Below are 26447 nucleotides of genomic sequence, written 5' to 3'. Positions count from 1 at the left end.
CTCTCACACCTCTCGGCGCCAGAACCTAAATCTGGTGCGTCTACCAATTCCGCCACGACCGCAGCAAATCTTTGTAGTTATACTGAGTATTGGTAACTCAATAAAACGTTGTGCTCATTGCTATTAGCAAGGAGTTATAAATAGTGGCTGGGCTACCTGGATTCGAACCAGGGAATGCCGGCATCAAAAGCCGGTGCCTTACCGCTTGGCGATAGCCCAACAATGATATCAATGAAGATATCTGAATGATGGTGCGGTCGGAGAGACTTGAACTCTCACACCTCTCGGCGCCAGAACCTAAATCTGGTGCGTCTACCAATTCCGCCACGACCGCAGCAAATCTTTGTAGTCATACTGAATATTGGTGATTCAATAAGACGTTGTCTTTCTATTTCAAAAGAAAAGTGGTGGCTACTGCGGGATTTGAACCTGCGACCCCATCATTATGAGTGATGTGCTCTAACCAACTGAGCTAAGTAGCCAATAATAAATCTAATCGATTCATTATTAAATAGTGGTGCGGTCGGAGAGACTTGAACTCTCACACCTCTCGGCGCCAGAACCTAAATCTGGTGCGTCTACCAATTCCGCCACGACCGCAGCAAATCTTTGTAGTTATACTGAGTATTGGTAACTCAATAAAACGTTGTGCTCATTGCTATTAGCAAGGAGTTATAAATAGTGGCTGGGCTACCTGGATTCGAACCAGGGAATGCCGGCATCAAAAGCCGGTGCCTTACCGCTTGGCGATAGCCCAACAATGANGTTATAAATAGTGGCTGGGCTACCTGGATTCGAACCAGGGAATGCCGGCATCAAAAGCCGGTGCCTTACCGCTTGGCGATAGCCCAACAATGATATCAATGAAGATATCTGAATGATGGTGCGGTCGGAGAGACTTGAACTCTCACACCTCTCGGCGCCAGAACCTAAATCTGGTGCGTCTACCAATTCCGCCACGACCGCAGCAAATCTTTGTAGTTATACTGAGTATTGGTGACTCAATAAAACGTTGTGCTCATTGCTATTAGCAAAGAGTTATAAATAGTGGCTGGGCTACCTGGATTCGAACCAGGGAATGCCGGCATCAAAAGCCGGTGCCTTACCGCTTGGCGATAGCCCAACAATGACATCATTTAAGACATCTAAATAATGGTGCGGTCGGAGAGACTTGAACTCTCACACCTCTCGGCGCCAGAACCTAAATCTGGTGCGTCTACCAATTCCGCCACGACCGCAGCAAATCTTTGTAGTTATACTGAGTATTGGTAGCTCAATAAAACGTTGTGCTCATTGCTATTAGCAAGGAGTTATAAATAGTGGCTGGGCTACCTGGATTCGAACCAGGGAATGCCGGCATCAAAAGCCGGTGCCTTACCGCTTGGCGATAGCCCAACAATGACATCAATTAAGACATCTAAATAATGGTGCGGTCGGAGAGACTTGAACTCTCACACCTCTCGGCGCCAGAACCTAAATCTGGTGCGTCTACCAATTCCGCCACGACCGCAGCAAATATTTATAGTCATACTGAATATTGGTGATTCAATAGGACGTTGTCTTTCTATTTCAAAAGAAAAAGTGGTGGCTACTGCGGGATTTGAACCTGCGACCCCATCATTATGAGTGATGTGCTCTAACCAACTGAGCTAAGTAGCCATCTGAGAGCGAGACAATATAATATAATCTTGCTTTCAATGCCATTATCTTTTTAAAGATAATTACACTTTAAATTGTGGCTGGGCTACCTGGATTCGAACCAGGGAATGCCGGCATCAAAAGCCGGTGCCTTACCGCTTGGCGATAGCCCAACAATGTTATCAATTAAGACATCTCAATATGGTGCGGACGGAGAGACTTGAACTCTCACACCTTGCGGCGCCAGAACCTAAATCTGGTGCGTCTACCAATTCCGCCACGTCCGCTTTATTTCCTAAAAACTCTTTATAGTTAAAAACAAGTGTTTAATAACGAATAGAGTGCTTAGGAAATGGTGGCTACTGCGGGATTTGAACCTGCGACCCCATCATTATGAGTGATGTGCTCTAACCAACTGAGCTAAGTAGCCATTTCCAAATTGTTGCTCATTTTGAAACGTTGCCGCTTCGCTGTGAACGGGGCGCATTATGCGTAGTTGAGTGAAACCCGTCAACTTTTTTTTTGAATAAATCACGAATAAACATCTGTTCGGTTTCTTTTTAGTCAAAGAGACGTATTTGTCGGCAAAAAATAGGTCAAAAAGGCGATATATATAGGAAGTTAACTTTCTGACGCCGAACTCTTGCGAAAGAGTAAAAACAAAAAGGCCAGTGAAATTCACTGGCCTTTTAACCGATATTTAATCAGCAATTATACGTTGAAGCGGAAGTGAACAACGTCGCCATCTTTTACGATGTATTCTTTGCCTTCTAGACGCCATTTACCTGCGTCTTTTGCGCCGCTCTCACCGTTAAATTCGATGAAGTGATCAAAACCAACAACTTCAGCTCGGATGAAGCCTTTTTCGAAGTCAGTGTGGATCTTACCAGCCGCTTGTGGAGCTGTTGCGCCTACAGGAATTGTCCAAGCGCGAACTTCTTTAACACCCGCAGTGAAGTAAGTTTGAAGAGTCAGTAGCTCGTAACCCGAGCGGATCACTCGGTTTAGACCTGGTTCTTCGATACCCATGTCCGCTAGGAACTCTTCACGATCTTCGTCGTCAAGCTCAGAAAGCTCAGATTCGATAGCAGCACATACAGCAACAACAACGTTGTTCTCTTTTGCAGCGTATTCACGAACAGCATCTAGGTAAGGGTTGTTTTCAAAACCATCTTCAGCAACGTTTGCGATGTACATTGTTGGCTTAAGTGTTAGGAAGTTTAGGTAGCCGATTGCTGCCGCTTCTTCTTTCGCTAGTTCAACAGTACGCGCCATACCACCTTCAGTAAGAACTGGTAGTAGTTTTTCTAGTACAGTGATTTCGAATTTAGCGTCTTTGTCGCCGCCTTTTGCTTTCTTAGCGTTACGTTGAATTGCACGCTCACAGCTGTCTAAGTCAGCAAGTGCAAGTTCAAGGTTGATCACTTCGATATCTTCGATTGGAGATACTTTGCCAGAAACGTGAACGATGTTTTCGTTTTCAAAGCAGCGTACAACGTGACCGATCGCGTCAGTTTCACGGATGTTTGCTAGGAATTTGTTACCAAGACCTTCACCTTTAGATGCACCAGCAACTAGGCCAGCGATATCAACGAATTCCATCGTTGTTGGAAGGATCTTTTGTGGATTAACAATTTTTGCTAATGCATCTAAGCGTAGATCTGGAACCGGAACGATACCTGTGTTTGGTTCGATCGTACAAAATGGAAAGTTTGCTGCTTCGATGCCTGCTTTAGTCAGTGCGTTAAACAGAGTTGACTTACCAACGTTTGGTAGACCAACGATGCCACATTTAAAACCCATGATATAAACCTTATTCTGCTTTGAACGTATGTAAGCGATTTTGTGCTTTTGGTAGGCCATCTTTTAATAAGATGTCTAGGCTGCGAACCGATTCGTCAACGACGGCCTCGATACACTCTTGCTCTTTTTGTGGAGCTTTGCCTAATACATAACCTGCAACTTTATCTTTGTGTCCAGGATGGCCGATGCCTAATCTCAGACGATAGAATTCTTTATTGTTACCCTGTTTGCTGATGATGTCTTTTAGACCGTTGTGTCCACCATGACCACCACCTTTTTTGAACTTTCCAATACCAGGAGGAAGGTCTAACTCATCATGAGCAACCATGATCTCTTCTGGTTTAATTTGGTAGAACTTTGCTAAAGCTGCAACTGCTTTGCCTGACAAGTTCATAAAAGTCGTTGGGATCAGCAAACGAAGATCTTCGCCATGAACCATGATACGACCCGTTAGGCCAAAGAACTTTGGTTCGTTCTTCAGTGTTACGTTGTGTACACGTGCTAATTCTTCAACTACCCAAGCACCCGCATTGTGGCGAGTTTTGGCGTATTCTGGACCTGGATTAGCCAGTCCAACGAGAAGTTTTATTTGTTGGCTCAAGGTATGGATCTCTCTTGGGATTTCAAAAAGCGCCGTATGATATCACAGTTTATGAAAAAGGTGCGAGCTAGCTGATAGCACCATGATTATTCCGGGATGTGATAAACAATGGTCACCAGACATAAAAAAAGCACTTCATCAAATGAAGTGCTTAATTTCTTTCTCTAACGAGTTTCTAAAACAAAGCTTAAATAGCCTTGATCAATTGAACATCGCTGAGATTGATTCTTCATTACTGATACGACGAATCGCTTCAGCAAGCATGCGAGAAAGGCTAAGTGTTGTTACTTTACCTGTCGCAGCCATCTCTGGAGATAGAGAGATAGAATCCGTTACAATAACTTGGTCTAGAACAGAGTTTTTGATGTTGTTCGCAGCAGTACCAGAGAAAACAGCGTGAGTTGCGTAAGCGAACACACGCTTAGCACCGCGCTCTTTAAGCGCTTCAGCTGCTTTACATAGTGTGCCACCAGTATCGATCATGTCATCAACGATAACACAGTCGCGGCCTTCAACATCACCGATTAGGTTCATTACTTCAGAAACGTTAGCACGTGGACGACGCTTATCAACGATAGCGATATCAACGTCACCTAGCGCTTTAGCTGTTGCACGAGCACGAACAACACCACCAAGGTCTGGAGAAACTACAACTGGGTTTTCTAGGTCGCGGTTAGCCATGTCTTCTAGAAGAACTGGAGTACCGAAGATGTTATCAACTGGTACATCGAAGAAGCCTTGAATTTGCTCTGCGTGCAGGTCGATAGTAAGAACGCGGTCTACGCCAACGTTAGAAAGGAAATCTGCAACAACTTTTGCAGTAATTGGCACACGTGCAGAACGTACACGACGATCTTGACGGGCATAACCGAAGTAAGGGATTACAGCAGTAATACGGCCAGCAGAAGCACGGCGCATTGCGTCAATCATTACCACCAATTCCATTAGGTTGTCATTGGTTGGTGCACAAGTTGATTGAATCAGGAATACATCGCTACCACGAACGTTTTCATTGATTTGAACAGCGACTTCGCCATCAGAAAAACGGTCTACAGTAGCATCGCCAAGAGAGATGTATAGACGATCAGCAATACGTTGGGCTAGTTCAGGTGTTGCGTTACCAGCAAATAGCTTCATATCAGGCACGGTGGAAACCTCGGGTTGCGTCCAGTTTTAAATAGATTGTGGGTGGGCTGAGTGGTATTCAGCCAACGTTTCTTTCAAAGGAGAAATGTTTCGTCCTTTCGCTACAAATGCGGAAACGGTGTCAGGCAGCTTTTCTCGCACCAATTCGGCGTCTTTTTTGCTGTTAAATTCAGCAAAAACACACGAACCTGTGCCAGTCAATCTCGACGGCGCGTATTGTAGCAGCCATGAAAGTTGCTTATCAACCTCTGGGTACAGCATTCGCACAATTTTTTCGCAATCGTTTACGTATTCTTGCTCTAGAAGCGTTGATAGCGCTCGCTTTGGCGTGTTTCGAGTTAATTCTGAATGTGTGAATATGTCTACAGTTGCTATGCTCACCTGAGGTTTGACAACGAGATACCATTTCTCATCCGGATTAGCGGGTTGCAGCTGTTCTCCAACTCCTTCCGCAAAGGCGGCGTAGCCTCGAACGAATACAGGAACGTCAGCCCCTAGTTTCAGTCCGATCTCTGCGAGCTGATCATCAGACAGGTTGAGTTGCCATAGATAGTTAAGTGCGACCAACACGGTTGCGGCATTTGAAGAGCCTCCGCCAATACCCCCCCCCATAGGAAGTACTTTCTTGAGTTCAATGTCGGCACCGAAAGAGGTTGAGGTATATTGCTGCAGCGCAATAGCGGCTTTCCAAATCAGGTTGTCTTCTGTAGCAACGCCTGGAATTTCAGGTGTGATGGTTATCGAGCTTGTTTCTCGGTTTGCGGTAACCGTCAGTTCATCACCAAAATCGACAAACTGAAACAAGGTTTGAAGTTCGTGATAGCCATTGTCACGTTGACAAGTGATATAGAGAAATAAATTCAGTTTAGCTGGAGAAGGCCAGTGGGTTGGCGTTGTAATCATTTTTTCAGTGTCCACTTCGAAACTACAATGTTGATTTTGTTTTGGTCTTGTTTGAATGACAGTCGAGTTGGTAGAGGTATCGACTGTGTAGCGGCATCTGTGCCTTCAGACAGTTGCTGATTTGGCAACTCAGTATTGCGATAGTTAGCAAAACTCAGTGTCCATAATTGGTTGCTTACTTGTTTGGACAGAGATTCAAGCGTGTTGGTGCTGTTTAGTTGATAGCAATCGGCTTGGTCAGGAATACCAAGGAACCATTGTGGTAGATGATCAATAGGGATCTGCAAGCCTGTCAATTGCTCAACTAAAACGGAAGCACTCGCATGAGTAAATACTTGGTCATCATAGGTCACGACTTTTGCGCCCGATGACTCAATAGTTAGGTTCAACACCGTTTGACCGAGAAAAGTCGTCAGCCTCAATTGACTTTGACTTGGTGAATGTTTCCAAATGAAATTTAGGCTTTGGCGTTGCTCGGGAGAAATGTAAGCGAGCTTACCTGCGGCTTGATAATTTTCTATCTTTAAAAGCCGATCTTGGTGACTTTGCCATTCGACGCTGGTTGGTTGTTCTGGGATAGACGAGCAACCCACCATAATTATTGTCATAAAAATAAGAGACGCGATTTTGAGAAGCTTGCTCATATTTGCTCACAACTTGTTCAAATTTATCTAAAAAACGCTTCAACTATAGCATTGAATTCACGAAGTCAGGAAAACAAATCCCGCTTGCTCTTTAAATAGAGCCATGCATCAAGTAAAATTCGCCCCTTGTTTCCATTCCCTGATCGAGAACTTCTGATACATGTCTTTGCTTGCCGTAGGTATCAATCACAATACAGCGTCGGTTGAATTGCGAGAAAAAGTCGCTTTTGGTCCAGATAAATTATCTGAGGCACTCAAGCAACTTAACGCAAATGCACACGTAAATGGAAGTGTCATACTTTCTACCTGTAATCGAACTGAAGTGTATTGTGACGTCAAAGGCGTTGCAAAAAACAAGCTTATCGATTGGTTGTCAGTTTTCCATCAAGTTAGCCCTGAAGAGCTAAAACCAAGCCTTTATATCCATGAAGAGCAAGCAGCGATTAAACATTTAATGCGTGTAGCTTGTGGTTTGGACTCTTTGGTATTGGGCGAGCCGCAGATCTTAGGTCAGGTGAAGCAAGCTTATACAGACTCGCGAGAGAACAAATCTGTTGATGCATCAATGGAAAAATTGTTCCAGAAATCGTTTTCTGTCGCGAAGCGTGTTCGAACTGAAACAGAGATCGGCGGAAGCGCGGTTTCGGTTGCTTACGCAGCTTGTACTTTAGCCAAACACATATTTGAATCCATTGCTGATTCAACCGTGTTATTGGTGGGTGCGGGTGAAACCATTGAGTTGGTGGCCAAGCATCTTTCAGCGAATGGCTGTACCAAGATGATTGTGGCTAACCGAACTCGTGAGCGTGCTTTAGGGCTGGCTGAAGAGTTTGGTGCTGAAGTGATCAGCCTCAATGAGATCCCTGATCATCTGCATCGAGCGGATATTGTTATCAGCTCAACCGCCAGTCCGTTACCTATTATAGGTAAGGGTATGGTAGAGACCGCTCTTAAGACAAGAAAACATCAACCGATGCTGTTGGTTGATATTGCGGTTCCGCGTGATGTGGAATCTCAGGTTGGCGAGTTAAACGACGCCTATCTTTATTCAGTGGATGATCTACAGTCGATTGTTGATGGCAACATTGAACAACGCAAAGTGGAAGCGATTCAAGCGGAAGCAATAGTTAGCGAAGAAAGTGCAGCATTCATGAGTTGGATGCGTTCACTACAAGCTGTAGACAGTATTCGTGACTACCGTAAATCGGCCAACGAAATCCGAGAAGAATTATTAAGTAAGAGTTTACAATCACTTGCCGCTGGTGGTGATCCTGAGAAAGTCTTACTTGAGCTAAGTAATAAGCTCACAAACAAATTGATCCATGCTCCAACGCGTGCACTTCAAAGTGCAGCAGAGCAAGGAGAACCTGCAAAATTAATGGTCATTAGACAGAGTTTGGGTTTAGAAAACCCTCAATAATATTAGACCTCTAACAGAATAAGACATTATGAAAGCCTCGATTCTAGTAAAGCTTGAAACACTTGTTGAACGCTATGAAGAAGTTCAACATCTACTTGGTGATCCAGATGTAATCGGGAATCAAGACAAATTCCGTGCACTTTCTAAAGAGTACTCTCAATTAGAAGAAGTGACGGCTTGCTTCCAGTCATACCAGCAAGCTCAAGAAGATCTAGAAGCTGCTGAAGAGATGGCAAATGAAGATGACGCTGAAATGCGTGAAATGGCTCAAGACGAAATCAAAGACGCAAAAGCGGCGATTGAGCGTTTGACTGATGAGTTACAGATTCTTCTGATCCCAAAAGATCCAAACGATGAGCGTAACTGTTTCCTTGAAATCCGTGCAGGCGCGGGTGGTGATGAAGCGGGTATCTTCGCGGGCAACCTGTTCCGTATGTACTCTAAGTTTGCTGAGAAGAAAGGTTGGCGCGTTGAAATCATGAGCAGCAATGCTTCTGAACAAGGCGGCTACAAAGAGATGATCGCTAAGGTTAGTGGCGACGCTGTTTACGGCACAATGAAGTTTGAGTCAGGCGGTCACCGTGTACAACGTGTACCTGAAACTGAGTCTCAAGGCCGTGTTCACACGTCAGCATGTACGGTTGCAGTTATGCCTGAGATCCCTGAGGCTGATCTTCCAGAAATCAAAGCGGGCGACCTTAAAATTGATACTTTCCGTGCATCAGGCGCGGGTGGTCAGCACGTTAACACCACGGATTCAGCAATCCGTATTACTCACTTACCAACGGGTACAGTAGTAGAGTGTCAGGACGAGCGTTCTCAGCATAAAAACAAAGCGAAAGCGATGGCTGTTCTTGCTGCGCGTATTGTTCAAGCAGAGGAAGAGCGCCGCGCGGCAGCTGTTTCTGATACACGTCGTAACCTACTAGGTTCTGGTGACCGTAGTGACCGTATTCGTACGTACAACTACCCACAAGGTCGTGTTTCGGATCACCGTATCAACCTAACTATCTACCGTCTTAACGAAGTACTTGAAGGTGACATGCAAAGCTTGCTTGATCCTGTACTTCAAGAGCACCAAGCCGATCAGCTTGCTGCACTTGCAGAGAACAACTAACCTGTATGCAGTCAGCATATACGGTTGAAAGTGCTTTAAAAGCAGCAATCGTAAAGCTTCAAGAGGGTGATAACACATCACCCTCAATTGATGCCGCGGTACTGCTTTGTCACGCCTTAGATAAACCAAGAGCTTACCTGCTTACTTGGCCTGAGAAGCATCTCACCTCAGAGCAAGAGTCTGAATTCAATGCCCTTCTAACACGTCGCTTAACTGGTGAGCCTGTGGCTTACATTATCGGTGAGCGTGAGTTTTGGTCACTGCCGTTAAAAGTTTCCCCTTCTACATTAATCCCTCGCCCAGATACCGAGCGTTTGGTTGAGGTGGCTTTGGATAAAACTTACGGCAAGAAAGGTGCGATTCTAGATTTAGGGACAGGTACAGGTGCTATCGCGTTAGCATTGGCGTCTGAGATGCCGAATCGACAGGTAACGGGTATTGATCTTCGCCCTGAAGCGCAACAGCTTGCGACAGAAAATGCGAAGCGCTTAAACATCACCAACGCTACTTTTTTGCACGGCAGTTGGTTTGAGCCTTTGAGCTCTGAGGAGACTGTGAAGTTCTCTCTGATTGTCTCTAACCCGCCATACATTGAGAAGAATGATCCTCATTTGTCTCAAGGCGATGTGCGTTTTGAGCCAATCACGGCACTGGTTGCGGAAGAGAAAGGACTCGCGGATATTCGATACATTTCTGAAAATGCACGCGGCTTTTTGGAAAATGAAGGTTGGTTGGCATTTGAACACGGCTACGACCAAGGCTTGGCTGTGCGTGAGATTATGCAGGCGCTCGGTTATCGCGATATTGCCACAGAGAAAGATTACGGTGGTAATGACCGAGTGACACTGGGTCGTTATTGCTCATAGTTCGTTGTCGTTTGCTTAGGGGGCCCAGTAGTTGTTAGCCACTCATATAACCCTAGAGGGTGAACTTATGAAATTGATACCTTTAACGCGAAATTACATTTGACTCGATAATGCATTTAACGCAGAAATACAGAGCACTAACTGCTAGTGTGTCGCTCGTGTTAACGAAAGCACATATAAAAATATAAAGGAATACCATGTACGAAGGTTTAAAACATTTTCACCTACTAACGATTGCGATAAGCGTGTCACTTCTTTCAATTCGTTTCGTTCTTATGATGGCGAACTCACCAAAGCTTAAGCACCCTTTCTTGCAGCGTTTCCCTCATATCAACGACTCGTTGCTATTGCTATCGGGTATTGGTTTGATTTTTATCACTGGCTTTATTCCATTTACTCCAGCTGCGCCATGGCTAACAGAAAAGCTAACTTGTGTGATGGCTTATATCGCACTCGGTTTCTTTGCGCTTAAGTTGGGTAAAAACAAGTTATTGAGAGTATTCTCGTTCTTCGGTGCGCTTGGCTGGTTAGCGATGGCTGGCAAAATTGCGATGACGAAGACACCAACATTTTTCGGTTAATGATCTCCTTATTTCGGTTAACTACCTATGTACGAATTTTTTGACGAAGACTTTGACCAGCTAGAATTAGCTGAAGGTGCATTGATCTTAAATAAAGCGATTAACCCAGATACTCAAGACGCTTGGGCTGAACAAGAGCTGGCGAGACTGTTTAAAGAAGCTGAGTTTGCTTTGGTTCATGAAACTGACGAGCAACAGAAGTTTGAGTCCTTTATTCGACTATTCTTCTATGAGTGGGGCTTTGCGGGTGATAAAGACGCTTACTTCTCTTCAGAGAATGCTTTCATCGATAAAGTGCTAGAGCGTAAGAAAGGTATTCCTGTCAGTCTTGGTGCGATCTTTCTTTTTCTAGGTCGCAAGCTAGGCTTTCCAGTAGAGGGAGTCTCTTTTCCGACTCAGTTTCTACTTAAAGTGACTTGGTACGGCCAAGCTGCAGTATATATCAATCCATATAATGGTGAATACGTTGGTGAGCAAACGCTACGAGCGTGGCTGATCGGCCATAATGGTCCGTTAGCTGAGCTTAAATCTGAGCATCTAGAAGTGGCTGACCATCCAACAATCATTGGTAAGTGGTTAGCTTTGCTAAAGAGTGCACTACTGAGAGAAGAGCGTTATACGCTAGCATTGAAATGTACAGACCTTGCATTAACGTTTGTACCTGACGATCCGTATGAGATTCGTGACCGTGGCTTCATCTATCAACAGCTGGATTGCCACCAAGTAGCAGCAACAGATTACCAATATTTTATCGACCAATGCCCAGATGACCCTGCATCTGAGTTACTGAAATCTCAAGTGAACGTCATGAATGAAAAGAGCGTGGTTGTTCACTAATTAATAATTATTTAGAGAGAATATGATGGAACAGAAAACAGTTCATATTGGCGATATGCCAATTGCTAACGACAAGCCATTTACGCTATTTGCGGGCATGAACGTTCTTGAATCTCGCGATCTAGCAATGCAGATCTGTGAGCACTACGTGAAAGTAACTGAAAAGCTGGGTATCCCTTATGTATTTAAGGCGTCTTTTGACAAGGCAAACCGCAGCTCAGTTCACTCATACCGTGGCCCTGGTATGGAAGAAGGGCTAAAGATCTTCCAAGAATTGAAAGACACATTCGGCGTGAAGATCATCACTGATGTTCACACTGAAGCACAAGCTCAGCCGGTTGCTGATGTGGTTGATGTTATTCAACTTCCAGCATTCTTAGCTCGTCAAACTGACCTTGTTGAAGCGATGGCTAAGACTGGTGCCGTTATCAACGTGAAGAAGCCTCAGTTCATGAGCCCGAACCAAGTTGGCAACATCGTGGATAAATTCGCTGAATGTGGCAACGACAAGATTATCCTTTGTGAGCGTGGCGCTTGCATGGGTTACGACAACCTAGTTGTAGATATGCTTGGTTTTGGCGTAATGAAGAAAGCTTCAAACGGCAGCCCAATCATCTTTGACGTAACGCACTCTCTACAGATGCGTGATCCTTCAGGTGCTGCATCTGGCGGTCGTCGTGAGCAAACGGTTGAACTTGCAAAATCGGGTCTTGCGACAGGTATTGCTGGTCTGTTCATTGAAGCTCACCCGAACCCAGATCAAGCACGTTGTGATGGCCCATCGGCACTGCCTCTGGATAAGCTAGAGCCGTTCTTGAAGCAGATGAAAGCACTTGATGACCTTATCAAAGGCTTTGACCACATCGATATTAAGTAATCGAACTGTATAGAATTCAAAGCCGGCGCAAGTGTCGGCTTTTTTGTATCTATAGCTAAGTGAATGGATACTAGCTTGAGCTCCTTAAACTAGCGTTAGTGTGGTTTGTAGTGTTATAACGTACCTATTAAGGATCTGGTAAATCAAATAAATTTAACGAACGTCACATTATGGGGAAGCTGAATTGAGTAAATCACAAATAATCTAAAAAATTATGAAAACGTTTGCCTGTGATCACTTATTAGCTCAAATGCAACTTTGCCGATTTGTTACACACTCGATAGGAGATTAAGGTGATCAATCCGACATAAATATGAAATCACTCTGTTAGGTTTACCGTCTTAATTTAAACTACTTCATGTTTTACTCATTTCTAACGATGTGTTCTAACGTACGTCTGTTGGGTTTGAGTGATAAAAAAAGCAGTGGATTCCCCTAAAAAGTTCAAAGGTATGACAATGAAGCAACGCCTTATTCTAAAGACAGCACTAAGTGCTGCAATTCTAGCGACTCTAGCTGGGTGTGCGTCTCAATCAGCTCATGATTGGAACCAAGACGAAACTTACAAGCTAACAATTCTTCACACAAACGATAACCATGGTCGTTTCTGGCAGAACAAATACGGCGAATACGGCATGTCTGCGCGTAAAACGCTTGTTGACCAACTTCGTGCAGAAGTTGAAGCAGAAGGCGGTAGCGTGTTGCTTCTATCTGGTGGTGACATTAACACTGGTGTACCAGAGTCAGATCTTCAGGATGCAGAGCCTGATTTCAAAGGCATGAACAAAATTGGTTACGATGCAATGGCATTGGGTAACCACGAATTTGATAACTCGTTAGACGTACTGCAAAAGCAAATTGATTGGGCTAACTTCCCGATGCTTTCAGCAAACATCTACGATAAAGCTACGGGTGAGCGCAAATTTCAAGCGTACGAAATGTTTGAAAAACAAGGCATCAAGATTGCGGTTATTGGTTTAACAACGGAAGATACCCAAAAGATTGGTAACCCTGAATTCATCGCAGGCATCGATTTCCGTGACCCTAAAGAAGAAGCGAAAAAACTGATCGCTGAACTTAAAGAAACAGAAAAACCTGATCTAATCTTTGCTGTGACTCACATGGGCCACTACGAAAATGGCCAGCGTGGCGTTAATGCTCCGGGTGATGTAGCACTTGCTCGTTACCTAAACGAAGGCGATCTAGACATGATCGTTGGTGGTCACTCTCAAGAGCCTGTATGTATGGAAGGCCCTAACGTTGCGAAGAAAAACTTCAAGCCGGGTGATGAGTGTAAGCCTGACGTACAAAACGGTACTTACATCGTTCAAGCCCACGAATGGGGCAAGTATGTAGGTCGTGCTGATTACGAATTCCGTAACGGCGAACTAGAGATGGTGAGCTACGATCTGATCCCAGTTAACCTGAAGAAAAAGGTTAAGATCGACGGTAAGAAGCAACGTGTTCTTATCCAAGATGAAATCGCACAAGATCCAGAGCTACTTGAATTCCTGCGTCCTTTCCAAGAGCAAGGCCAAGCACAGTTAGAAGTTAAGATCGCTGATACAAACGGTAAACTTGAAGGTGACCGTAATGTGGTCCGCTTCCAACAAACAAACCTAGGCCGTTTGATTGCAACGTCTCACATGGAACGCGCAAAAGCAGATTTTGCAGTAATGAACTCTGGTGGCGTTCGTGATTCTATCGAAGCGGGTGAGGTAACTTACAAAGACGTACTAACAGTACAACCTTTTGCAAACATCCTGACTTACACAGATATGACGGGTAAAGAAGTTCTTGATTACCTAAATGTAGTGGCAACTAAACCAATTGATTCTGGTGCTTACGCTCAGTTTGCTGGTATTTCAATGACAGTAGCGAACGGCGAAGTATCGAATGTACTCATCGGTGGCAAACAACTTCGTCTAGGCGAAACATACCGTTTCACAGTACCAAGCTTTAACGCTGCTGGTGGCGACGGTTACCCTAAACTGTCTGACCACCCTGGCTACGTAAACACTGGCTTTGTTGATGCTGAAGTATTGAAAGAGTATCTAGAAGCAAACAGCCCGGTTGACGTGAACAAGTACGCGCCTTCAGGCCAAATGGTTTACAAGTAATTGAACCCAATAAATTTAATTACTAGGTGCTGAATTAGATTGACTCTAGCACCATGATAAATTTAACTAAAGCGACGCCTCGGCGTCGCTTTTTGTTTATCTATCGTTTGGATTTGTTATGACCCCAGCAATCAATCTTGCCAAGAAAAAGAAAATCGCTCATACCGTGCATCAGTATCATCACGATGCGAATAATACCAACTATGGATTAGAAGCGGTTGAAGCGCTTGGTCAAGATCCTAAACGCGTGTTCAAAACGTTGTTGTTCTGTTTGAACGGTGTGGCTAAAGACTTGGCTGTGGCGGTTATCCCTGTGGACCAAAAGCTAAACCTAAAACTTGCAGCAAAAGCGGCGAAAGGAAAAAAGGCTGAGATGGCGAACCCTGACATCGCGCAGAAAACCACGGGGTATGTTGTTGGTGGAATTAGCCCACTTGGTCAAAAGAAAGCATTGCCTACCTTTGTTCACTCCAGTGCCACTAATTTTGAAACGATATGTGTGAGTGCAGGGAAACGAGGGCTAGAAATTGAACTCGATCCAAAAGACTTAGCATTGCTGACTCGCGGTCAGTTTGCTTATCTATGCTTGTAGGTTGTCGCCGTCATGGTGATAAAATTATCGAAAAAAAACGCCCACTAAGCTAACTTAGCGGGCGTTTTTATATCGAGTATCTATCCTGAAATGTGTTTGCACATTGAGGATGAACTATGACTACTTCTTCAGACCTAAAGTACCACTCACACGTTTCGGTGCAGGCTTACTCGGTCTGTTTGAATCTTGGCTGCGGTTTGCTGGTTTACCGCTTCGACGATCGTTGTTGTCGCGATCTTTACGATTGCGGTCTGAACTGTTTCTATCTGAATTAGAACGTTCAGAACGAGAGTTCGATTTCCAGTTCTCAGTATTGCCGCCGCTGTCACTATTCGATGAGTTACGGCCACGCTTCGAATTCGGCGCATGACGGAATTCATCTGCATTGTTACCGCGGTAAGTGCGAGTGCGGTTATCTTTTTGATTACGGCGCGCTGTGGAAGTTTGGTTCTCTTCACGGCTATCAAAAAGTTTCGCGTCAGTCGCCTTACGAATACGTTGACCTTTTGCGTTAATTTTTGACGCATCTTCAGTGCTTACTGAACCTTCACACATTGCTAAGATTTCAGTGATCTCTTCGTAGCTCAGATAGCGCCATTTTCCGTTAGGAATACCGTCTAGTGAGATATTCATAATACGAACGCGGCGAAGCTTAAATACTTCGTAACCTAGAGCCTCACACATACGACGAATCTGACGGTTCAGGCCTTGTGTTAGTGTAATTCGGAATGAGAATTTGGTCTCTTTTTCTACTTTACATGGCAAAGTCACCGTATCGAGAATATGAATACCAGCGCCCATTTGCTTCAAAAACTCAGTCGTAATCGGCTTATCTACGCGCACCACGTATTCTTTTTCGTGGTTGTTACCTGCACGTAGGATCTTGTTTACGATATCACCGTCGTTGGTTAAGAAGATAAGTCCGTCAGAAGGCTTGTCTAGGCGGCCAATCGGGAAGATGCGCTTATGGTGACCGATGAAATCGACGATGTTCCCGGGAATATCACGCTCAGTGGTGCAGGTAATGCCTGTCGGCTTATTCAAAGCGATGTAGATTGGCTTCTCTTTCGAGCGAACCGGTTTGTTGTCGATTTCAACATCATCACCTGGCATTACTTTGGTACCCATTTCTGGGATTTTGCCGTTAATAGTAACTCGACCTGCATCAATCAGTTTGTCGGCTTCGCGGCGTGAGCAAAAACCAGTTTCACTGATGTATTTGTTAAGGCGTTTAGCTTGGGATTCTTGTGACATGATATTCTCTTAGCGTTTCACAACGGAAATATAGGGAAACAAAAAAGCAACTACAGAGCAGTTGCTTTACGTTTGAATTCGTTAACTGACGACAATTTTAGCACTTGGTTTGAGTCTAGGCACTAAATATCGATCTTGGGGTGAAAGCCCGTTCCAGAATTTCGATGATCAGCTAGTACGTTTTTGATGACGCTCTCTATTTTCTAGTTTCTTCTCATTGCTTTTTCTAAGCATGACATAAACAGCACCGGTACCACCGTGAAATTGCTGTGCTGAGTGTACACATTGCACATCGTTGATCTGAGTAAGCCAGTTAGTCACGTAGCTTTTCATCATCGCTGGTGGGTTTGAGCGTTCTCCTTTCCCATGAACAACAATGACAGTGCGAACATCCATTCTTAAGCATTGGCGTAAAAATGACAGCACTTCGTTGCGAGCATCTTTCAGCGTCTTTCTATGGAGATCGAGTTTGGCCTGAATGGGGTACTTACCTAAGCGCAGTTTTTTGTATACGCCTTCCTGAACACCATCCTTCTTATAAGCAATAACGTCGTCTGGCTTAACCATCGGAGAGTAATCGAGTGATAGGTAATCTTTCTCATCATCAGAGAGCCACATAGCGGCTTCACGCTTAGCAAGCTGAGACTCTGTAACGCGATGTACTTTCTGGTGTTCTGCGGTGTCATGGTCTATACGTTTAACATCGCCCATCATTTGTTGGAATAGATCTAAATTGTCATCATGAGACATAGTGTGTATCTCAAGTTGGGAATAATAGATTAAGTATACCTAAGTTGGGGTAGGGTTTAAAAATGAAAAAACCGGAGGAGACAAGAGAAGTCAGCTCCGGTGCAAAGCGTTTTCATATTTACCGATAGTAATGAGGCTTTAGGTAAATGATTTAGGCTGAGCGACTCTAGTGAGGAGATTTGTCAGTAATAACTTTGTAGATGAAGAAGCCTCCATAAAACATCATGAGACCCAGAGCCCCGAAGATTACTATCATTGAAGATAGTCCCACCGCATTACCAAATAGGAGATCTAGCCAAAAGTCCATGTGTATACCTCAAAGTTATATGACATGGGTTAGTGTATTAAGTGGCATTATCAATTCACTGATCTGGATCAATCCTGTTGCATAAGTTAAATACTTGTTGGTAACTGTGTGTTTTTCGTCACATTGAGCTTGTTGTTGTATGTCTTTTGCTCGAACGATTCAAAATCGCAATAAATATGATAAAAAGCCCTTGCGGATAAATTCTGAATCCGTATTATACGCTCCATCGACAGGCAATGAGCCAGTTAGATATCTCGGTGAATAGCGCAGCTTGGTAGCGCATCTGGTTTGGGACCAGAGGGTCGGGGGTTCGAATCCCTCTTCACCGACCACTTATAGAAAGCCTGCTCAGTGAGCAGGATTTCGTCGTTTCGGGATGTAGGAAATAGGATTAAAACCCAGGCGGGGTTCGTCTGATGTTTAAAACAAGCTCTTCACCGATTACATTGAAAAAAGCCGTAGCACTCTTTGTAATAGAAGGGGCTACGGCTTTTTTGTATTTTGGTATATGTGTAATTCTCTAGAGCGACGAAGGAGCGAATTGGGAATCTCTTGTTCTTTTAAACGCCCTGCATAGAGACAAGGATTGATCCAATAGTCTCAAACCTATTTACTTAACATCACAGGTAATGCTCTTGATTGGTGTTTCCGAGATAACAAAACAAGCATACGCTTCAGCTGGCTTAATTGGGGCCAATTCGAATGTAACCAGCCTTTACCTCATCTTCATCAAACGTCACCGAGTGAGAGATACCCGTTTGGTTGTCGTAAAAGCTCGCTTCAAAATTGTTGTTCATTTGGCTTGCGATACGGTTTCGTATTGTAGACGTTGTGAACGTAATATTGGCGCAGTGCATCGAGGGCTTCTCTGCAATTAAAAACTGGCCGCTTTCTTTATCTAATACACCGCCTTTGGTATCCGGTTGAATATCTATAGCCTGAAACTGTTCAATGGAGCACGTTTCTTTGGCTGAGGTTATTGAGGGCGTCAGCTGTTAATAAACATCCTTTTATATCTAAAGTATCTAACAGATTTCTTATCGCTGTTAGCTCCATCCCTTTGCCCTCACAGGGGTGATGTGTGAGAGTCAAACCTTCGTCAACGCCGAATGCTGAGACCGTATAAAGAGGATTATCTTGCTTATTCGCTTTAGCTCCTTTTAGTGCCTTTCCGTCCACACTGATGATGGGCTGAGCATGCTTCTCCCTATGCAAATTAACCCAGCCCACCATCGCTTCTAAGAGCGTTTCAGGAAAAACAGCCCTCATAATGGCTGCAATATTATGTTGGGTAGGAAGGCCATTTTCGTAGGGGAAATATTCACGTAACCAGTCGATATTACCTTCACCAAAATCTTTGATATCCGTTCATTTATTTTGACCACACAGCATGGCTGTTATGGCAACAAAAGCGACTTCCATAACAGGGTAGACTTGGTTGATGTGCGAACGTGTATCTTTCACTTTTTTTAGCTCTTCAATGATAATCATAAGAGTCTCTCATGTTTTTTACTTCATGATCTGATCGTGACTATCAAAAAAAGTTCCAATTAAAAATAAAGTTATTTATATTCAATAACTAAAGTTAGATTCCGCTCTTTTGATTTGTAGGTTTAAAGCTATTAGATCATAGTTGTTAACAAAGTGCGATTTCGCCCTTGAACGGGTATAGGTATTAAGTTGCAGATATTATTGTTTCAAAACTTCACATTTATCATACACATGACTATGATTGAAATGTTTAATAAAAATATGAGTAAAAGGAGCATTACTTTGAATTTATTTAAATTATCAACTGTCAGCTATTGTGTACTAGCTGCTTCTTCGCTATCTGCTCAAACTTTAGAGCAATCCATTACTTTAACTCTTTCGGCTAACCCTGAAATTAAAAGCGTATTTCACGAATTTGCTAGTGCGAAAAAAAACAGAGATGCATCTGAAGGGGCTTATTTGCCAAGTGTAGACTTCGATGCGGCCATTGGTTATGAAGGCATTAAGCCTGCAACAAAAAGTATTCCTGATACTGATTACACAAAGAAAGAGGCCACAATATCGTTAACTCAACTACTGTGGGACGGAGCTTCTACTCAGAATAATATAGATAGAGCCGCAGCCGAAGCTGAGTCGATAAGACTACAATTGATATCGGACATAGAAGATAAATCGTTGGAGGTTGCAAAAGTTTATATAGATGTGGTTAAAGCTGAAGAAATACTGGGGCTATCAGAGAATAATTTAGAAGTACATTTAAAAATCTCTAAAGATATTAAGCGAAGAGTTGAGTCCGGTATAGGTTCAACTGCAGATCTTCACCAAGTTAATGCTCGTGTCGCAAAGGCACATAGTAACCTAGCTTCGGCACAAAACAACCTATACGATACAAATATACGGTTTACCAAAGTAGTTGGTGAGCAACCGAAAAACCTTGTCTCTCCGCAAGCCGATTCATCGGTTGTTCCTATCGATTTAGCTGATGCATTAGAACTGGCCTTTGATAATCACCCAGTGATAAAAGCATCTATGGTTGATGTCGACGCTGCTTTTTTTCAATACGAGCAATCAAAAAGTAAGAACTATCCCACATTCTCGATTGAAGCCTCTCAATCTTGGAGCGATGATGCAGATGGCAATAAAGGTTCAAGGCAGGAGACACTAGCGATGCTTAGAGTGCGTTATAACCTTTATAATGGCGGTTCTGATTCTGATCTTTCTGAGAGTGCTGCTTATCAGCTGAATAAAGCGAAAGACCTAAGAGACTCGGCATACAGGAACGTAGAGGAAGCTTTGAATTTGTCTTGGAACGCTCTCGATTTTATATTGAAAAATAAAAATTTCACAGATGAACGTGTAGAGTCTGTATCCGCTACCGTTACAGCCTATCAAAAACAATATAAAATTGGTCAACGTACTTTGCTAGATTTGTTAAATACAGAAAACGAGCTTTTCGAAGCTAAAAAAAACCACCTAGATCTAAAATATGATGAACAATATGCTAGGTACCGCATTCTTAATTCAGTAGGCTTGCTTATCAACTCATTGTCTATTGAAACCCCAGATGAGTGGAATCAAACTGTGGAGTATTGATTGTGATTAGAAACTTATTGTTATTTTTTTGTGTTGTTATGAGTTTTCAAACTCTTGCTTATAAAGAAGAAAATAAAACAAACCAGCAACAGTCAATCAGATCAAAAAATTTGAGTTCAACAAGCGAAACTAATGGAGTCATAAGTGAGCAGGTTAAGTGCCTTGTTGGTCTTTTACCTTACCAAGCTAATCACGACAGTTGTACCACGAGCATAGTCCCAGAAGGACTGAGTTTATTGGAAGTCTACTTCATACATGACTCTTTTGAAGTGCCCAATACTTTTATTGATGAGATTCAAGTTATTGCTCGATTTATGAATAACTACAAATCAACATCAATTGAGTTATTCGGCTATGCCAGTATGTTGGGTGATAGAGAATACAACTTATACCTTTCGCAAAAGCGGGCGGCTTCAGTTAAAGACATACTGACTCAAAATGGGGTGGATCCAGAACGAGTCAAAATCGTTGGTTTTGGTGCAAGTCAGGTAAATAGTACTAATTCTGCAGAAGATAGAAAGGTAATAGTTGTTCTTACTTCATTAACAGAAGAGCTACTTGAAGAGTTGGTTAATTAATATTTAGAAAATAAACGCCTTAAGGTTTTAGTGCCATAGGCTCTAGAAACACTGTAGCCCAGCAGTTAGTGTATGTTTTTAATTATTCAAATTATTCAAATTATTCAAATTATTGAAATAGTTATCGCATGCTAGCTGTAATAAACTTTTTAGTGCGTCGGACTTGGATTTTGTTTCAAATAAAGGTGAGTTTAATTTCTTAGACTTAATTGAATTATACTGGATATCGCACTGTTTTTACTGGAACTCCTGTGCCGTGCAAGTTTTGTTAGGCTCTACGCTATCGTTTTGCTGAATACTTTGTTGAAGCTCAATTATCTTTTGTCTATTCTTTACTTATATTTTGTTTTTTTAAGCTGTTTAAAGGCTCGGGGTTAAATATGGAAATATTACTTACGATACAAGAAGATGGAACGGTTAAAGAAGGGAAAGCCCCTGGATCGACAAACCCTTTATTTTTATTGAAAGGTGACTCAGAACCCTACTTGTTTTTTGGTCAACTAAACGGTAGCAGTGTGCAGCAAACTGTCGAGGATGTCTCATCTCAAGCTCAGTTGGATACTATTACCCAGTTGATAGAAACTATTGAAGAAGGGGGAGATGCAACGTTAGTGGAAAACACGGCCCCGCAATCTGGTAATCCAATTAGCTCATCAATATCCACAGCATTTACATTAGAGTTTGCCGGTTTAGATATTCCTGCAGTTTCTACATTTTTCGAAACATCTCCCTTATCTATTAATGAGCTTGAAAACTTAGATTCCCCATTAACTGAAACTCCAGATCTGACTGCCGGTAATTTCCCTCCAACATTATCAATTTTGGAAGCCACAGACGGTTTTGTGAATGCGAATGAAAACAGCGATGGACTACAAGTGTCGGTCAGTCTCCCTACTGGAGTAGAAGCTGGTGATACCATCACTCTTGCGATCACGAACCCAGACGGTAGCGTTACCGAGCAAACTTACACAGTGACGGCGAGCGACATAAGTAACGGCTCAGCAGGGATCACCATTCCGTCTCTATCCGAAGATGGCAACTACAGCATTACCTCGACCATCAGTGATGCCGCAGGCAACACTACTGGCTCAAGTACGTCAATCGATTTTGAACTCGACACCACCGTGCCGGGAGATGAAGACGGTGATGGCAGCAGCGATACTGCCCCAACCTTGACAATAGCCGAAGCCGCTGATGGTTTTGTGAATGCGAGTGAAAACAGCGATGGGTTACAAGTGTCGGTCAGCGTTCCGACCGGAGTCGAAGCGGGCGATACCATCACTCTTGCGATCACAAACCCAGACGGCAGCGTTACCGAGCAAACTTACACGGTGACGGCGACCGACATAAGTAACGGCTCAGCAGGGATCACCATTCCGTCTCTATCCGAAGATGGCAACTACAGCGTTACCTCGACCATCAGTGATGCCGCAGGCAACACCACTGGCTCAAGTACGTCAATCGATTTTGAACTCGATACTGTCGCTAACTCTGGTGTAACAGCCGTTACATTAGACAGTATCACCGACGACACTGGCGTGGCGACGGACTTTGTGACTAATGATATTGATGGCATTGTCGTGAGCGGTAGCCTGATTGGGACGGTCAATAACGATATTGTTCAAGTGAGTCTAGATGGTGGTACTACTTGGAATAATGCCACGGTCAGTGGGTTATCTTGGAGTTATGTGGACGCCACCACCCGCAGCGACGGGGAAGTGCAGACTTACCAAGTGCGCGTACTTGATGTCATCGGCAATGACACCGAGTTAGCTACAAGTCAAGATGTGACTTTTGATATCGATGGTAGTGGCGGCGGCACCGGTACGGGTACCGGTGGCACCAACTCGGGCGTGACGGCGGTCTCTATCGATACTATTACTGATGACTCAGGTGCGGCAGACTTTATCACCAACGACGTCGATGGCATTACCGTGAGCGGTAGCCTGATCGGGACGGTCAACAACGACATCGTCCAAGTGAGCCTCGATGGCGGCGCGACGTGGAACGACGCCACGGTCAGTGGCAGCAGCTGGAGTTACGTGGACAGCGCCACCCGCAGCGACGGGGAAGTGCAGACTTACCAAGTGCGCGTGCTCGATTACGTCGGCAACGACACCGAGCTCAGTGACAGCCAAGATGTGACCTTTGACATTGACGGCAGTGGCGGCGGCACCGGTACGGGTACCGGCGGCACCAGCTCGGGCGTGACCGCGGTCTCTATCGATACTATTACTGATGACTCAGGTGCGGCAGACTTTATCACCAACGATGTGGATGGCATCACCGTCAGCGGTAGCCTGACCGGGACGGTCAACAACGACATCGTCCAAGTGAGCCTTGATGGCGGTGCGACGTGGAACGACGCCACGGTCAGTGGTCTATCTTGGAGTTACGTGGACAGCGCCACCCGCAGCGACGGGGAAGTGCAGACTTACCAAGTGCGGGTGCTCGATTACGTCGGCAACGACACCGAGCTCAGTGACAGCCAAGATGTGACGTTTGACATTGACGGCAGTGGCGGCGGCACCGGTACGGGTACCGGCGGCACCAACTCGGGCGTGACCGCGGTCTCTATCGACAGCATCACCGAAGATTCGGGTGTGGCAAACTTTATCACCAACGACGTCGATGGCATCACCGTCAGCGGTAGCCTGACCGGAACAGTCAACAACGACATCGTCCAAGTGAGCCTTGACGGCGGCGCGACGTGGAACGACGCCACGGTCAGTGGTCTATCTTGGAGTTACGTGGACGCCACCACCCGCACCGACGGGGAAGTGCAGACGTACCAAGTGCGCGTGCTCGATTACGTTGGCAACGACACCGAGCTCAGTGACAGCCAAGATGTGACCTTTGACATTGACGGCAGTGGCGGCGGCACCGGTACGGGTACCGGCGGCACCAACTCAGGCGTGACCGCGGTCTCTATCGATACTATTACTGATGACTCAGGTGCGGCAGACTTCATCACCAACGACGTCGATGGCATCACCGTGAGCGGTAGCCTGACCGGCACGGTCAACAACGACATCGTCCAAGTAAGCCTTGACGGCGGCGCGACGTGGAACGACGCCACGATCAGTGGCAGCAGCTGGAGTTACGTGGACAGCACCACCCGCACCGACGGGGAAGTGCAGACGTACCAAGTGCGGGTGCTCGATTACGTCGGCAACGACACCGAGCTCAGTGACAGCCAAGACGTGACCTTTGACATTGACGGCAGTGGCGGCGGCACCGGTACGGGTACCGGCGGCACCAACTCGGGCGTGACCGCGGTCTCTATCGATACTATTACTGATGACTCAGGTGCGGCAGACTTTATCACCAACGACGTCGATGGCATCACCGTCCAAGTGAGCCTTGACGGCGGCGCGACGTGGAACGACGCCACGGTCAGTGGCAGCAGCTGGAGTTACGTCGACGCCACCACCCGCACCGACGGAGAAGTGCAGACGTACCAAGTGCGCGTGCTCGATTACGTTGGCAACGACACCGAGCTCAGTGACAGCCAAGATGTGACCTTTGACATTGACGGCAGTGGCGGCGGCACCGGTACGGGTACCGGTGGCACCAGCTCGGGCGTGACGGCGGTCTCTATCGACAGCATCACCGACGACTCGGGTCTGGCGACGGACTTCATCACCAACGATGTGGATGGCATCACCGTGAGCGGTAGCCTGACCGGGACGTTCAACAACGACATCGTCCAAGTGAGCCTTGACGGCGGCGCGACCTGGAACGACGCCACGGTCAGTGGCAGCAGCTGGAGTTACGTCGACGCCACCACCCGCAGCGACGGGGAAGTGCAGACTTACCAAGTGCGCGTGCTCGATTACGTCGGCAACGACACCGAGCTCAGTGACAGCCAAGATGTGACCTTTGACATTGACGGCAGTGGCGGCGGCACGGGTACGGGTACCGGCGGCACCAACTCGGGCGTGACGGCGGTCTCTATCGACAGCATCACCGAAGATTCGGGTGTGGCAAACTTTATCACCAACGACGTCGATGGCATCACCGTGAGCGGTAGCCTGACCGGCACGGTCAACAACGACATCGTCCAAATAAGCCTTGATGGCGGCGCGACGTGGAACGACGCCACGGTCAGTGGTCTATCTTGGAGTTACGTCGACGCCACCACCCGCACCGACGGGGAAGTGCAGACTTACCAAGTGCGCGTGCTCGATTACGTCGGCAACGACACCGAGCTCAGTGACAGCCAAGATGTGACCTTTGACATTGACGGCAGTGGCGGCGGCACCGGTACGGGTACCGGCGGCACCAACTCAGGCGTGACCGCGGTCTCTATCGACAGCATCACCGACGACTCGGGTCTGGCGACAGACTTCATCACCAACGACGTCGATGGCATCACCGTGAGCGGTAGCCTGACCGGCACGGTCAACAACGACATTGTCCAAGTGAGCCTTGACGGCGGCGCGACGTGGAACGACGCCACGGTCAGCGGCAGCAGCTGGAGTTACGTGGACGCCACCACCCGCACCGACGGGGAAGTGCAGACTTACCAAGTGCGCGTGCTCGATTACGTCGGCAACGACACCGAGCTCAGTGACAGCCAAGATGTGACCTTTGACATTGACGGCAGTGGTGGCGGCACCGGTACGGGTACCGGCGGCACCAGCTCGGGTATCACTGGTGTTGCGATAGACAGCATCACCGACGATTCAGGTCTAGCGACGGATTTCATCACCAATGACGTCGATGGCATCACCGTCAGCGGTAGCCTGACCGGCACGGTCAACAACGACATCGTCCAAGTGAGCCTTGATGGCGGCGCGACGTGGAACGACGCCACGGTCAGTGGCAGCAGCTGGAGTTACGTCGACGCCACCACCCGCACCGACGGGGAAGTGCAGACGTACCAAGTGCGCGTGCTCGATTACGTCGGCAACGACACCGAGCTCAGTGACAGTCAAGACGTGACCTTTGACATTGACGGCAGTGGCGGCGGCACCGGTACGGGTACCGGCGGCACCAACTCGGGTATCACTGGTGTTGCGATAGACAGCATCACCGACGACTCAGGTCTGGCGACGGATTTCATCACCAACGATGTGGATGGCATCACCGTCAGCGGTAGCCTGACCGGGACGTTCAACAACGACATCGTCCAAGTGAGCCTTGACGGCGGTGCGACGTGGAACGACGCCACGGTCAGTGGCAGCAGCTGGAGTTACGTCGACGCCACCACCCGCACCGACGGGGAAGTGCAGACGTACCAAGTGCGCGTGCTCGATTACGTCGGCAACGACACCGAGCTCAGTGACAGCCAAGATGTGACCTTTGACATTGACGGCAGTGGCGG

19 protein-coding genes, 16 tRNA genes and 2 pseudogenes are annotated in these 26447 nt (G+C 45.9%); 12 read left to right on the top strand and 25 right to left on the bottom strand.

Annotated features, from left to right (window positions below):
• Positions 1–144: 144 nt before the first annotated feature.
• The 20 genes from L1D11_RS20425 to lolB all read right to left on the bottom strand — a co-directional run bounded on the left by L1D11_RS20425 (position 145) and on the right by lolB (position 6735).
• A tRNA-Gln gene (locus L1D11_RS20425) sits at positions 145–219 on the bottom strand.
• Between the two features lie 30 nt (positions 220–249).
• Positions 250–334 (bottom strand) — tRNA-Leu (locus L1D11_RS20420).
• Between the two features lie 71 nt (positions 335–405).
• Positions 406–482, bottom strand: a tRNA-Met gene (locus L1D11_RS20415).
• A 33-nt stretch (positions 483–515) separates the two neighbouring features.
• A tRNA-Leu gene (locus L1D11_RS20410) sits at positions 516–600 on the bottom strand.
• Positions 601–682: 82 nt separating this feature from the next.
• Positions 683–757 (bottom strand) — tRNA-Gln (locus L1D11_RS20405).
• 19 nt (positions 758–776) lie between these two features.
• Positions 777–851, bottom strand: a tRNA-Gln gene (locus tag L1D11_RS20400).
• A 30-nt stretch (positions 852–881) separates the two neighbouring features.
• A tRNA-Leu gene (locus tag L1D11_RS20395) sits at positions 882–966 on the bottom strand.
• A gap of 82 nt (positions 967–1048) precedes the next feature.
• A tRNA-Gln gene (locus L1D11_RS20390) sits at positions 1049–1123 on the bottom strand.
• A 30-nt stretch (positions 1124–1153) separates the two neighbouring features.
• Positions 1154–1238: transfer RNA gene (locus L1D11_RS20385), tRNA-Leu, on the bottom strand.
• A gap of 82 nt (positions 1239–1320) precedes the next feature.
• Positions 1321–1395, bottom strand: a tRNA-Gln gene (locus L1D11_RS20380).
• Positions 1396–1425: 30 nt separating this feature from the next.
• A tRNA-Leu gene (locus L1D11_RS20375) sits at positions 1426–1510 on the bottom strand.
• 72 nt (positions 1511–1582) lie between these two features.
• Positions 1583–1659 (bottom strand) — tRNA-Met (locus L1D11_RS20370).
• A gap of 77 nt (positions 1660–1736) precedes the next feature.
• A tRNA-Gln gene (locus L1D11_RS20365) sits at positions 1737–1811 on the bottom strand.
• Between the two features lie 29 nt (positions 1812–1840).
• Positions 1841–1925 (bottom strand) — tRNA-Leu (locus L1D11_RS20360).
• A 66-nt stretch (positions 1926–1991) separates the two neighbouring features.
• Positions 1992–2068, bottom strand: a tRNA-Met gene (locus tag L1D11_RS20355).
• 281 nt (positions 2069–2349) lie between these two features.
• Positions 2350–3441, bottom strand: a complete 1092-nt coding sequence (gene ychF / locus L1D11_RS20350) for a redox-regulated ATPase YchF (RefSeq protein ID WP_063523318.1) — start codon at positions 3439–3441, stop codon at positions 2350–2352.
• A gap of 10 nt (positions 3442–3451) precedes the next feature.
• A complete protein-coding gene (gene pth, locus L1D11_RS20345; protein WP_004739815.1) occupies positions 3452–4042 on the bottom strand; it encodes an aminoacyl-tRNA hydrolase in 591 nt (196 codons plus the stop codon).
• A gap of 201 nt (positions 4043–4243) precedes the next feature.
• On the bottom strand, positions 4244–5188 hold the full coding sequence (locus L1D11_RS20340; protein WP_239833732.1) for a ribose-phosphate pyrophosphokinase: 945 nt from the start codon (positions 5186–5188) through the stop codon (positions 4244–4246).
• Between the two features lie 27 nt (positions 5189–5215).
• Positions 5216–6091, bottom strand: coding sequence for a 4-(cytidine 5'-diphospho)-2-C-methyl-D-erythritol kinase (gene ispE, locus L1D11_RS20335; protein ID WP_239833731.1), 876 nt, complete (start codon positions 6089–6091; stop codon positions 5216–5218).
• Entirely contained in the window at positions 6088–6735 is a 648-nt protein-coding gene (lolB, locus tag L1D11_RS20330) for a lipoprotein insertase outer membrane protein LolB (protein ID WP_239833730.1), read from the bottom strand. The genes ispE and lolB overlap by 4 nt, the downstream gene beginning before the upstream one ends.
• A gap of 160 nt (positions 6736–6895) precedes the next feature.
• Here lolB and hemA point away from each other — a divergent pair, with 160 nt between their 5' ends.
• The 8 genes from hemA to ybaK all read left to right on the top strand — a co-directional run bounded on the left by hemA (position 6896) and on the right by ybaK (position 15145).
• A complete protein-coding gene (gene hemA, locus L1D11_RS20325; RefSeq protein ID WP_048659779.1) occupies positions 6896–8155 on the top strand; it encodes a glutamyl-tRNA reductase in 1260 nt (419 codons plus the stop codon).
• 28 nt (positions 8156–8183) lie between these two features.
• A complete protein-coding gene (gene prfA, locus L1D11_RS20320) occupies positions 8184–9272 on the top strand; it encodes a peptide chain release factor 1 (RefSeq protein ID WP_019821589.1) in 1089 nt (362 codons plus the stop codon).
• A 5-nt stretch (positions 9273–9277) separates the two neighbouring features.
• Entirely contained in the window at positions 9278–10138 is an 861-nt protein-coding gene (prmC, locus tag L1D11_RS20315; protein ID WP_239833729.1) for a peptide chain release factor N(5)-glutamine methyltransferase, read from the top strand.
• 197 nt (positions 10139–10335) lie between these two features.
• The gene (locus L1D11_RS20310; protein ID WP_004739804.1) at positions 10336–10719 is read left to right on the top strand and encodes a SirB2 family protein; all 384 of its coding nucleotides are present in this window, start codon (positions 10336–10338) and stop codon (positions 10717–10719) included.
• Between the two features lie 27 nt (positions 10720–10746).
• Positions 10747–11556 carry a SirB1 family protein gene (locus L1D11_RS20305; RefSeq protein WP_239833728.1) on the top strand — a complete coding sequence of 270 codons (810 nt, stop codon included), beginning with the start codon at positions 10747–10749 and terminating at the stop codon, positions 11554–11556.
• Between the two features lie 25 nt (positions 11557–11581).
• On the top strand, positions 11582–12433 hold the full coding sequence (gene kdsA, locus L1D11_RS20300) for a 3-deoxy-8-phosphooctulonate synthase (protein WP_239833727.1): 852 nt from the start codon (positions 11582–11584) through the stop codon (positions 12431–12433).
• A 458-nt stretch (positions 12434–12891) separates the two neighbouring features.
• Positions 12892–14553: a bifunctional UDP-sugar hydrolase/5'-nucleotidase UshA gene (gene ushA, locus L1D11_RS20295; RefSeq protein WP_239833726.1), complete on the top strand. Its 1662-nt coding sequence runs from the start codon at positions 12892–12894 to the stop codon at positions 14551–14553.
• Positions 14554–14671: 118 nt separating this feature from the next.
• Entirely contained in the window at positions 14672–15145 is a 474-nt protein-coding gene (ybaK, locus tag L1D11_RS20290; RefSeq protein WP_239833725.1) for a Cys-tRNA(Pro) deacylase, read from the top strand.
• Between the two features lie 120 nt (positions 15146–15265).
• On the opposite strand, the gene rluF is transcribed toward ybaK, so the two are convergent.
• The 3 genes from rluF to L1D11_RS20275 all read right to left on the bottom strand — a co-directional run bounded on the left by rluF (position 15266) and on the right by L1D11_RS20275 (position 17456).
• Complete coding sequence (gene rluF / locus L1D11_RS20285; RefSeq protein WP_239833724.1) at positions 15266–16399, bottom strand: 23S rRNA pseudouridine(2604) synthase RluF; 1134 nt, start codon at positions 16397–16399, stop codon at positions 15266–15268.
• 168 nt (positions 16400–16567) lie between these two features.
• Positions 16568–17149 (bottom strand): DNA endonuclease SmrA, encoded by a 582-nt coding sequence (gene smrA / locus L1D11_RS20280; RefSeq protein ID WP_239833723.1) that lies wholly within the window; start codon positions 17147–17149, stop codon positions 16568–16570.
• A gap of 166 nt (positions 17150–17315) precedes the next feature.
• Positions 17316–17456 (bottom strand): DUF3149 domain-containing protein, encoded by a 141-nt coding sequence (locus tag L1D11_RS20275; RefSeq protein WP_239833722.1) that lies wholly within the window; start codon positions 17454–17456, stop codon positions 17316–17318.
• A 255-nt stretch (positions 17457–17711) separates the two neighbouring features.
• Here L1D11_RS20275 and L1D11_RS20270 point away from each other — a divergent pair.
• Positions 17712–17788 (top strand) — tRNA-Pro (locus tag L1D11_RS20270).
• Between the two features lie 278 nt (positions 17789–18066).
• On the opposite strand, the pseudogene L1D11_RS20265 reads toward L1D11_RS20270, so the two are convergent.
• Both L1D11_RS20265 and L1D11_RS20260 read right to left on the bottom strand, forming a co-directional pair.
• Positions 18067–18448 (bottom strand): annotated as a pseudogene (locus tag L1D11_RS20265) (hypothetical protein).
• A pseudogene (locus L1D11_RS20260) lies at positions 18435–18947 on the bottom strand (ISAs1 family transposase); the annotation flags it as partial. The pseudogenes L1D11_RS20265 and L1D11_RS20260, both read right to left, overlap by 14 nt.
• A 282-nt stretch (positions 18948–19229) precedes the next feature.
• Here L1D11_RS20260 and L1D11_RS20255 point away from each other — a divergent pair.
• From L1D11_RS20255 to L1D11_RS20245, 3 genes are all read left to right on the top strand, one after another.
• Positions 19230–20540 carry a TolC family outer membrane protein gene (locus L1D11_RS20255; RefSeq protein WP_239833721.1) on the top strand — a complete coding sequence of 437 codons (1311 nt, stop codon included), beginning with the start codon at positions 19230–19232 and terminating at the stop codon, positions 20538–20540.
• Positions 20541–20542: 2 nt separating this feature from the next.
• Positions 20543–21118: an OmpA family protein gene (locus L1D11_RS20250; RefSeq protein ID WP_239833720.1), complete on the top strand. Its 576-nt coding sequence runs from the start codon at positions 20543–20545 to the stop codon at positions 21116–21118.
• Positions 21119–21498: 380 nt separating this feature from the next.
• Positions 21499–26447: Ig-like domain-containing protein (locus L1D11_RS20245; protein ID WP_239862707.1), on the top strand; the 4949-nt coding region annotated here is incomplete at its 3' end.

This window comes from Vibrio sp. Isolate32 (genome assembly GCF_022397955.1).
Taxonomy (GTDB): domain Bacteria; phylum Pseudomonadota; class Gammaproteobacteria; order Enterobacterales; family Vibrionaceae; genus Vibrio.
The sequence above is the reverse complement of the archived record's forward strand: the minus strand, read 5'-3'. Positions and strand labels throughout refer to the sequence as shown.

Excerpts from the sequence above, each read along its gene's own strand:
- rluF (WP_239833724.1), bottom strand. The coding sequence starts at position 16,399 with ATGTCACAAGAATCCCAAGCTAAACGCCTTAACAAATACATCAGTGAA.
- prmC (WP_239833729.1), top strand. The coding sequence starts at position 9,278 with ATGCAGTCAGCATATACGGTTGAAAGTGCTTTAAAAGCAGCAATCGTA.
- prfA (WP_019821589.1), top strand. The coding sequence starts at position 8,184 with ATGAAAGCCTCGATTCTAGTAAAGCTTGAAACACTTGTTGAACGCTAT.
- ushA (WP_239833726.1), top strand. The coding sequence starts at position 12,892 with ATGAAGCAACGCCTTATTCTAAAGACAGCACTAAGTGCTGCAATTCTA.
- smrA (WP_239833723.1), bottom strand. The coding sequence starts at position 17,149 with ATGTCTCATGATGACAATTTAGATCTATTCCAACAAATGATGGGCGAT.
- lolB (WP_239833730.1), bottom strand. The coding sequence starts at position 6,735 with ATGAGCAAGCTTCTCAAAATCGCGTCTCTTATTTTTATGACAATAATT.
- L1D11_RS20310 (WP_004739804.1), top strand. The coding sequence starts at position 10,336 with ATGTACGAAGGTTTAAAACATTTTCACCTACTAACGATTGCGATAAGC.
- ybaK (WP_239833725.1), top strand. The coding sequence starts at position 14,672 with ATGACCCCAGCAATCAATCTTGCCAAGAAAAAGAAAATCGCTCATACC.
- ispE (WP_239833731.1), bottom strand. The coding sequence starts at position 6,091 with ATGATTACAACGCCAACCCACTGGCCTTCTCCAGCTAAACTGAATTTA.
- hemA (WP_048659779.1), top strand. The coding sequence starts at position 6,896 with ATGTCTTTGCTTGCCGTAGGTATCAATCACAATACAGCGTCGGTTGAA.
- L1D11_RS20275 (WP_239833722.1), bottom strand. The coding sequence starts at position 17,456 with ATGGACTTTTGGCTAGATCTCCTATTTGGTAATGCGGTGGGACTATCT.
- ychF (WP_063523318.1), bottom strand. The coding sequence starts at position 3,441 with ATGGGTTTTAAATGTGGCATCGTTGGTCTACCAAACGTTGGTAAGTCA.
- L1D11_RS20305 (WP_239833728.1), top strand. The coding sequence starts at position 10,747 with ATGTACGAATTTTTTGACGAAGACTTTGACCAGCTAGAATTAGCTGAA.
- kdsA (WP_239833727.1), top strand. The coding sequence starts at position 11,582 with ATGGAACAGAAAACAGTTCATATTGGCGATATGCCAATTGCTAACGAC.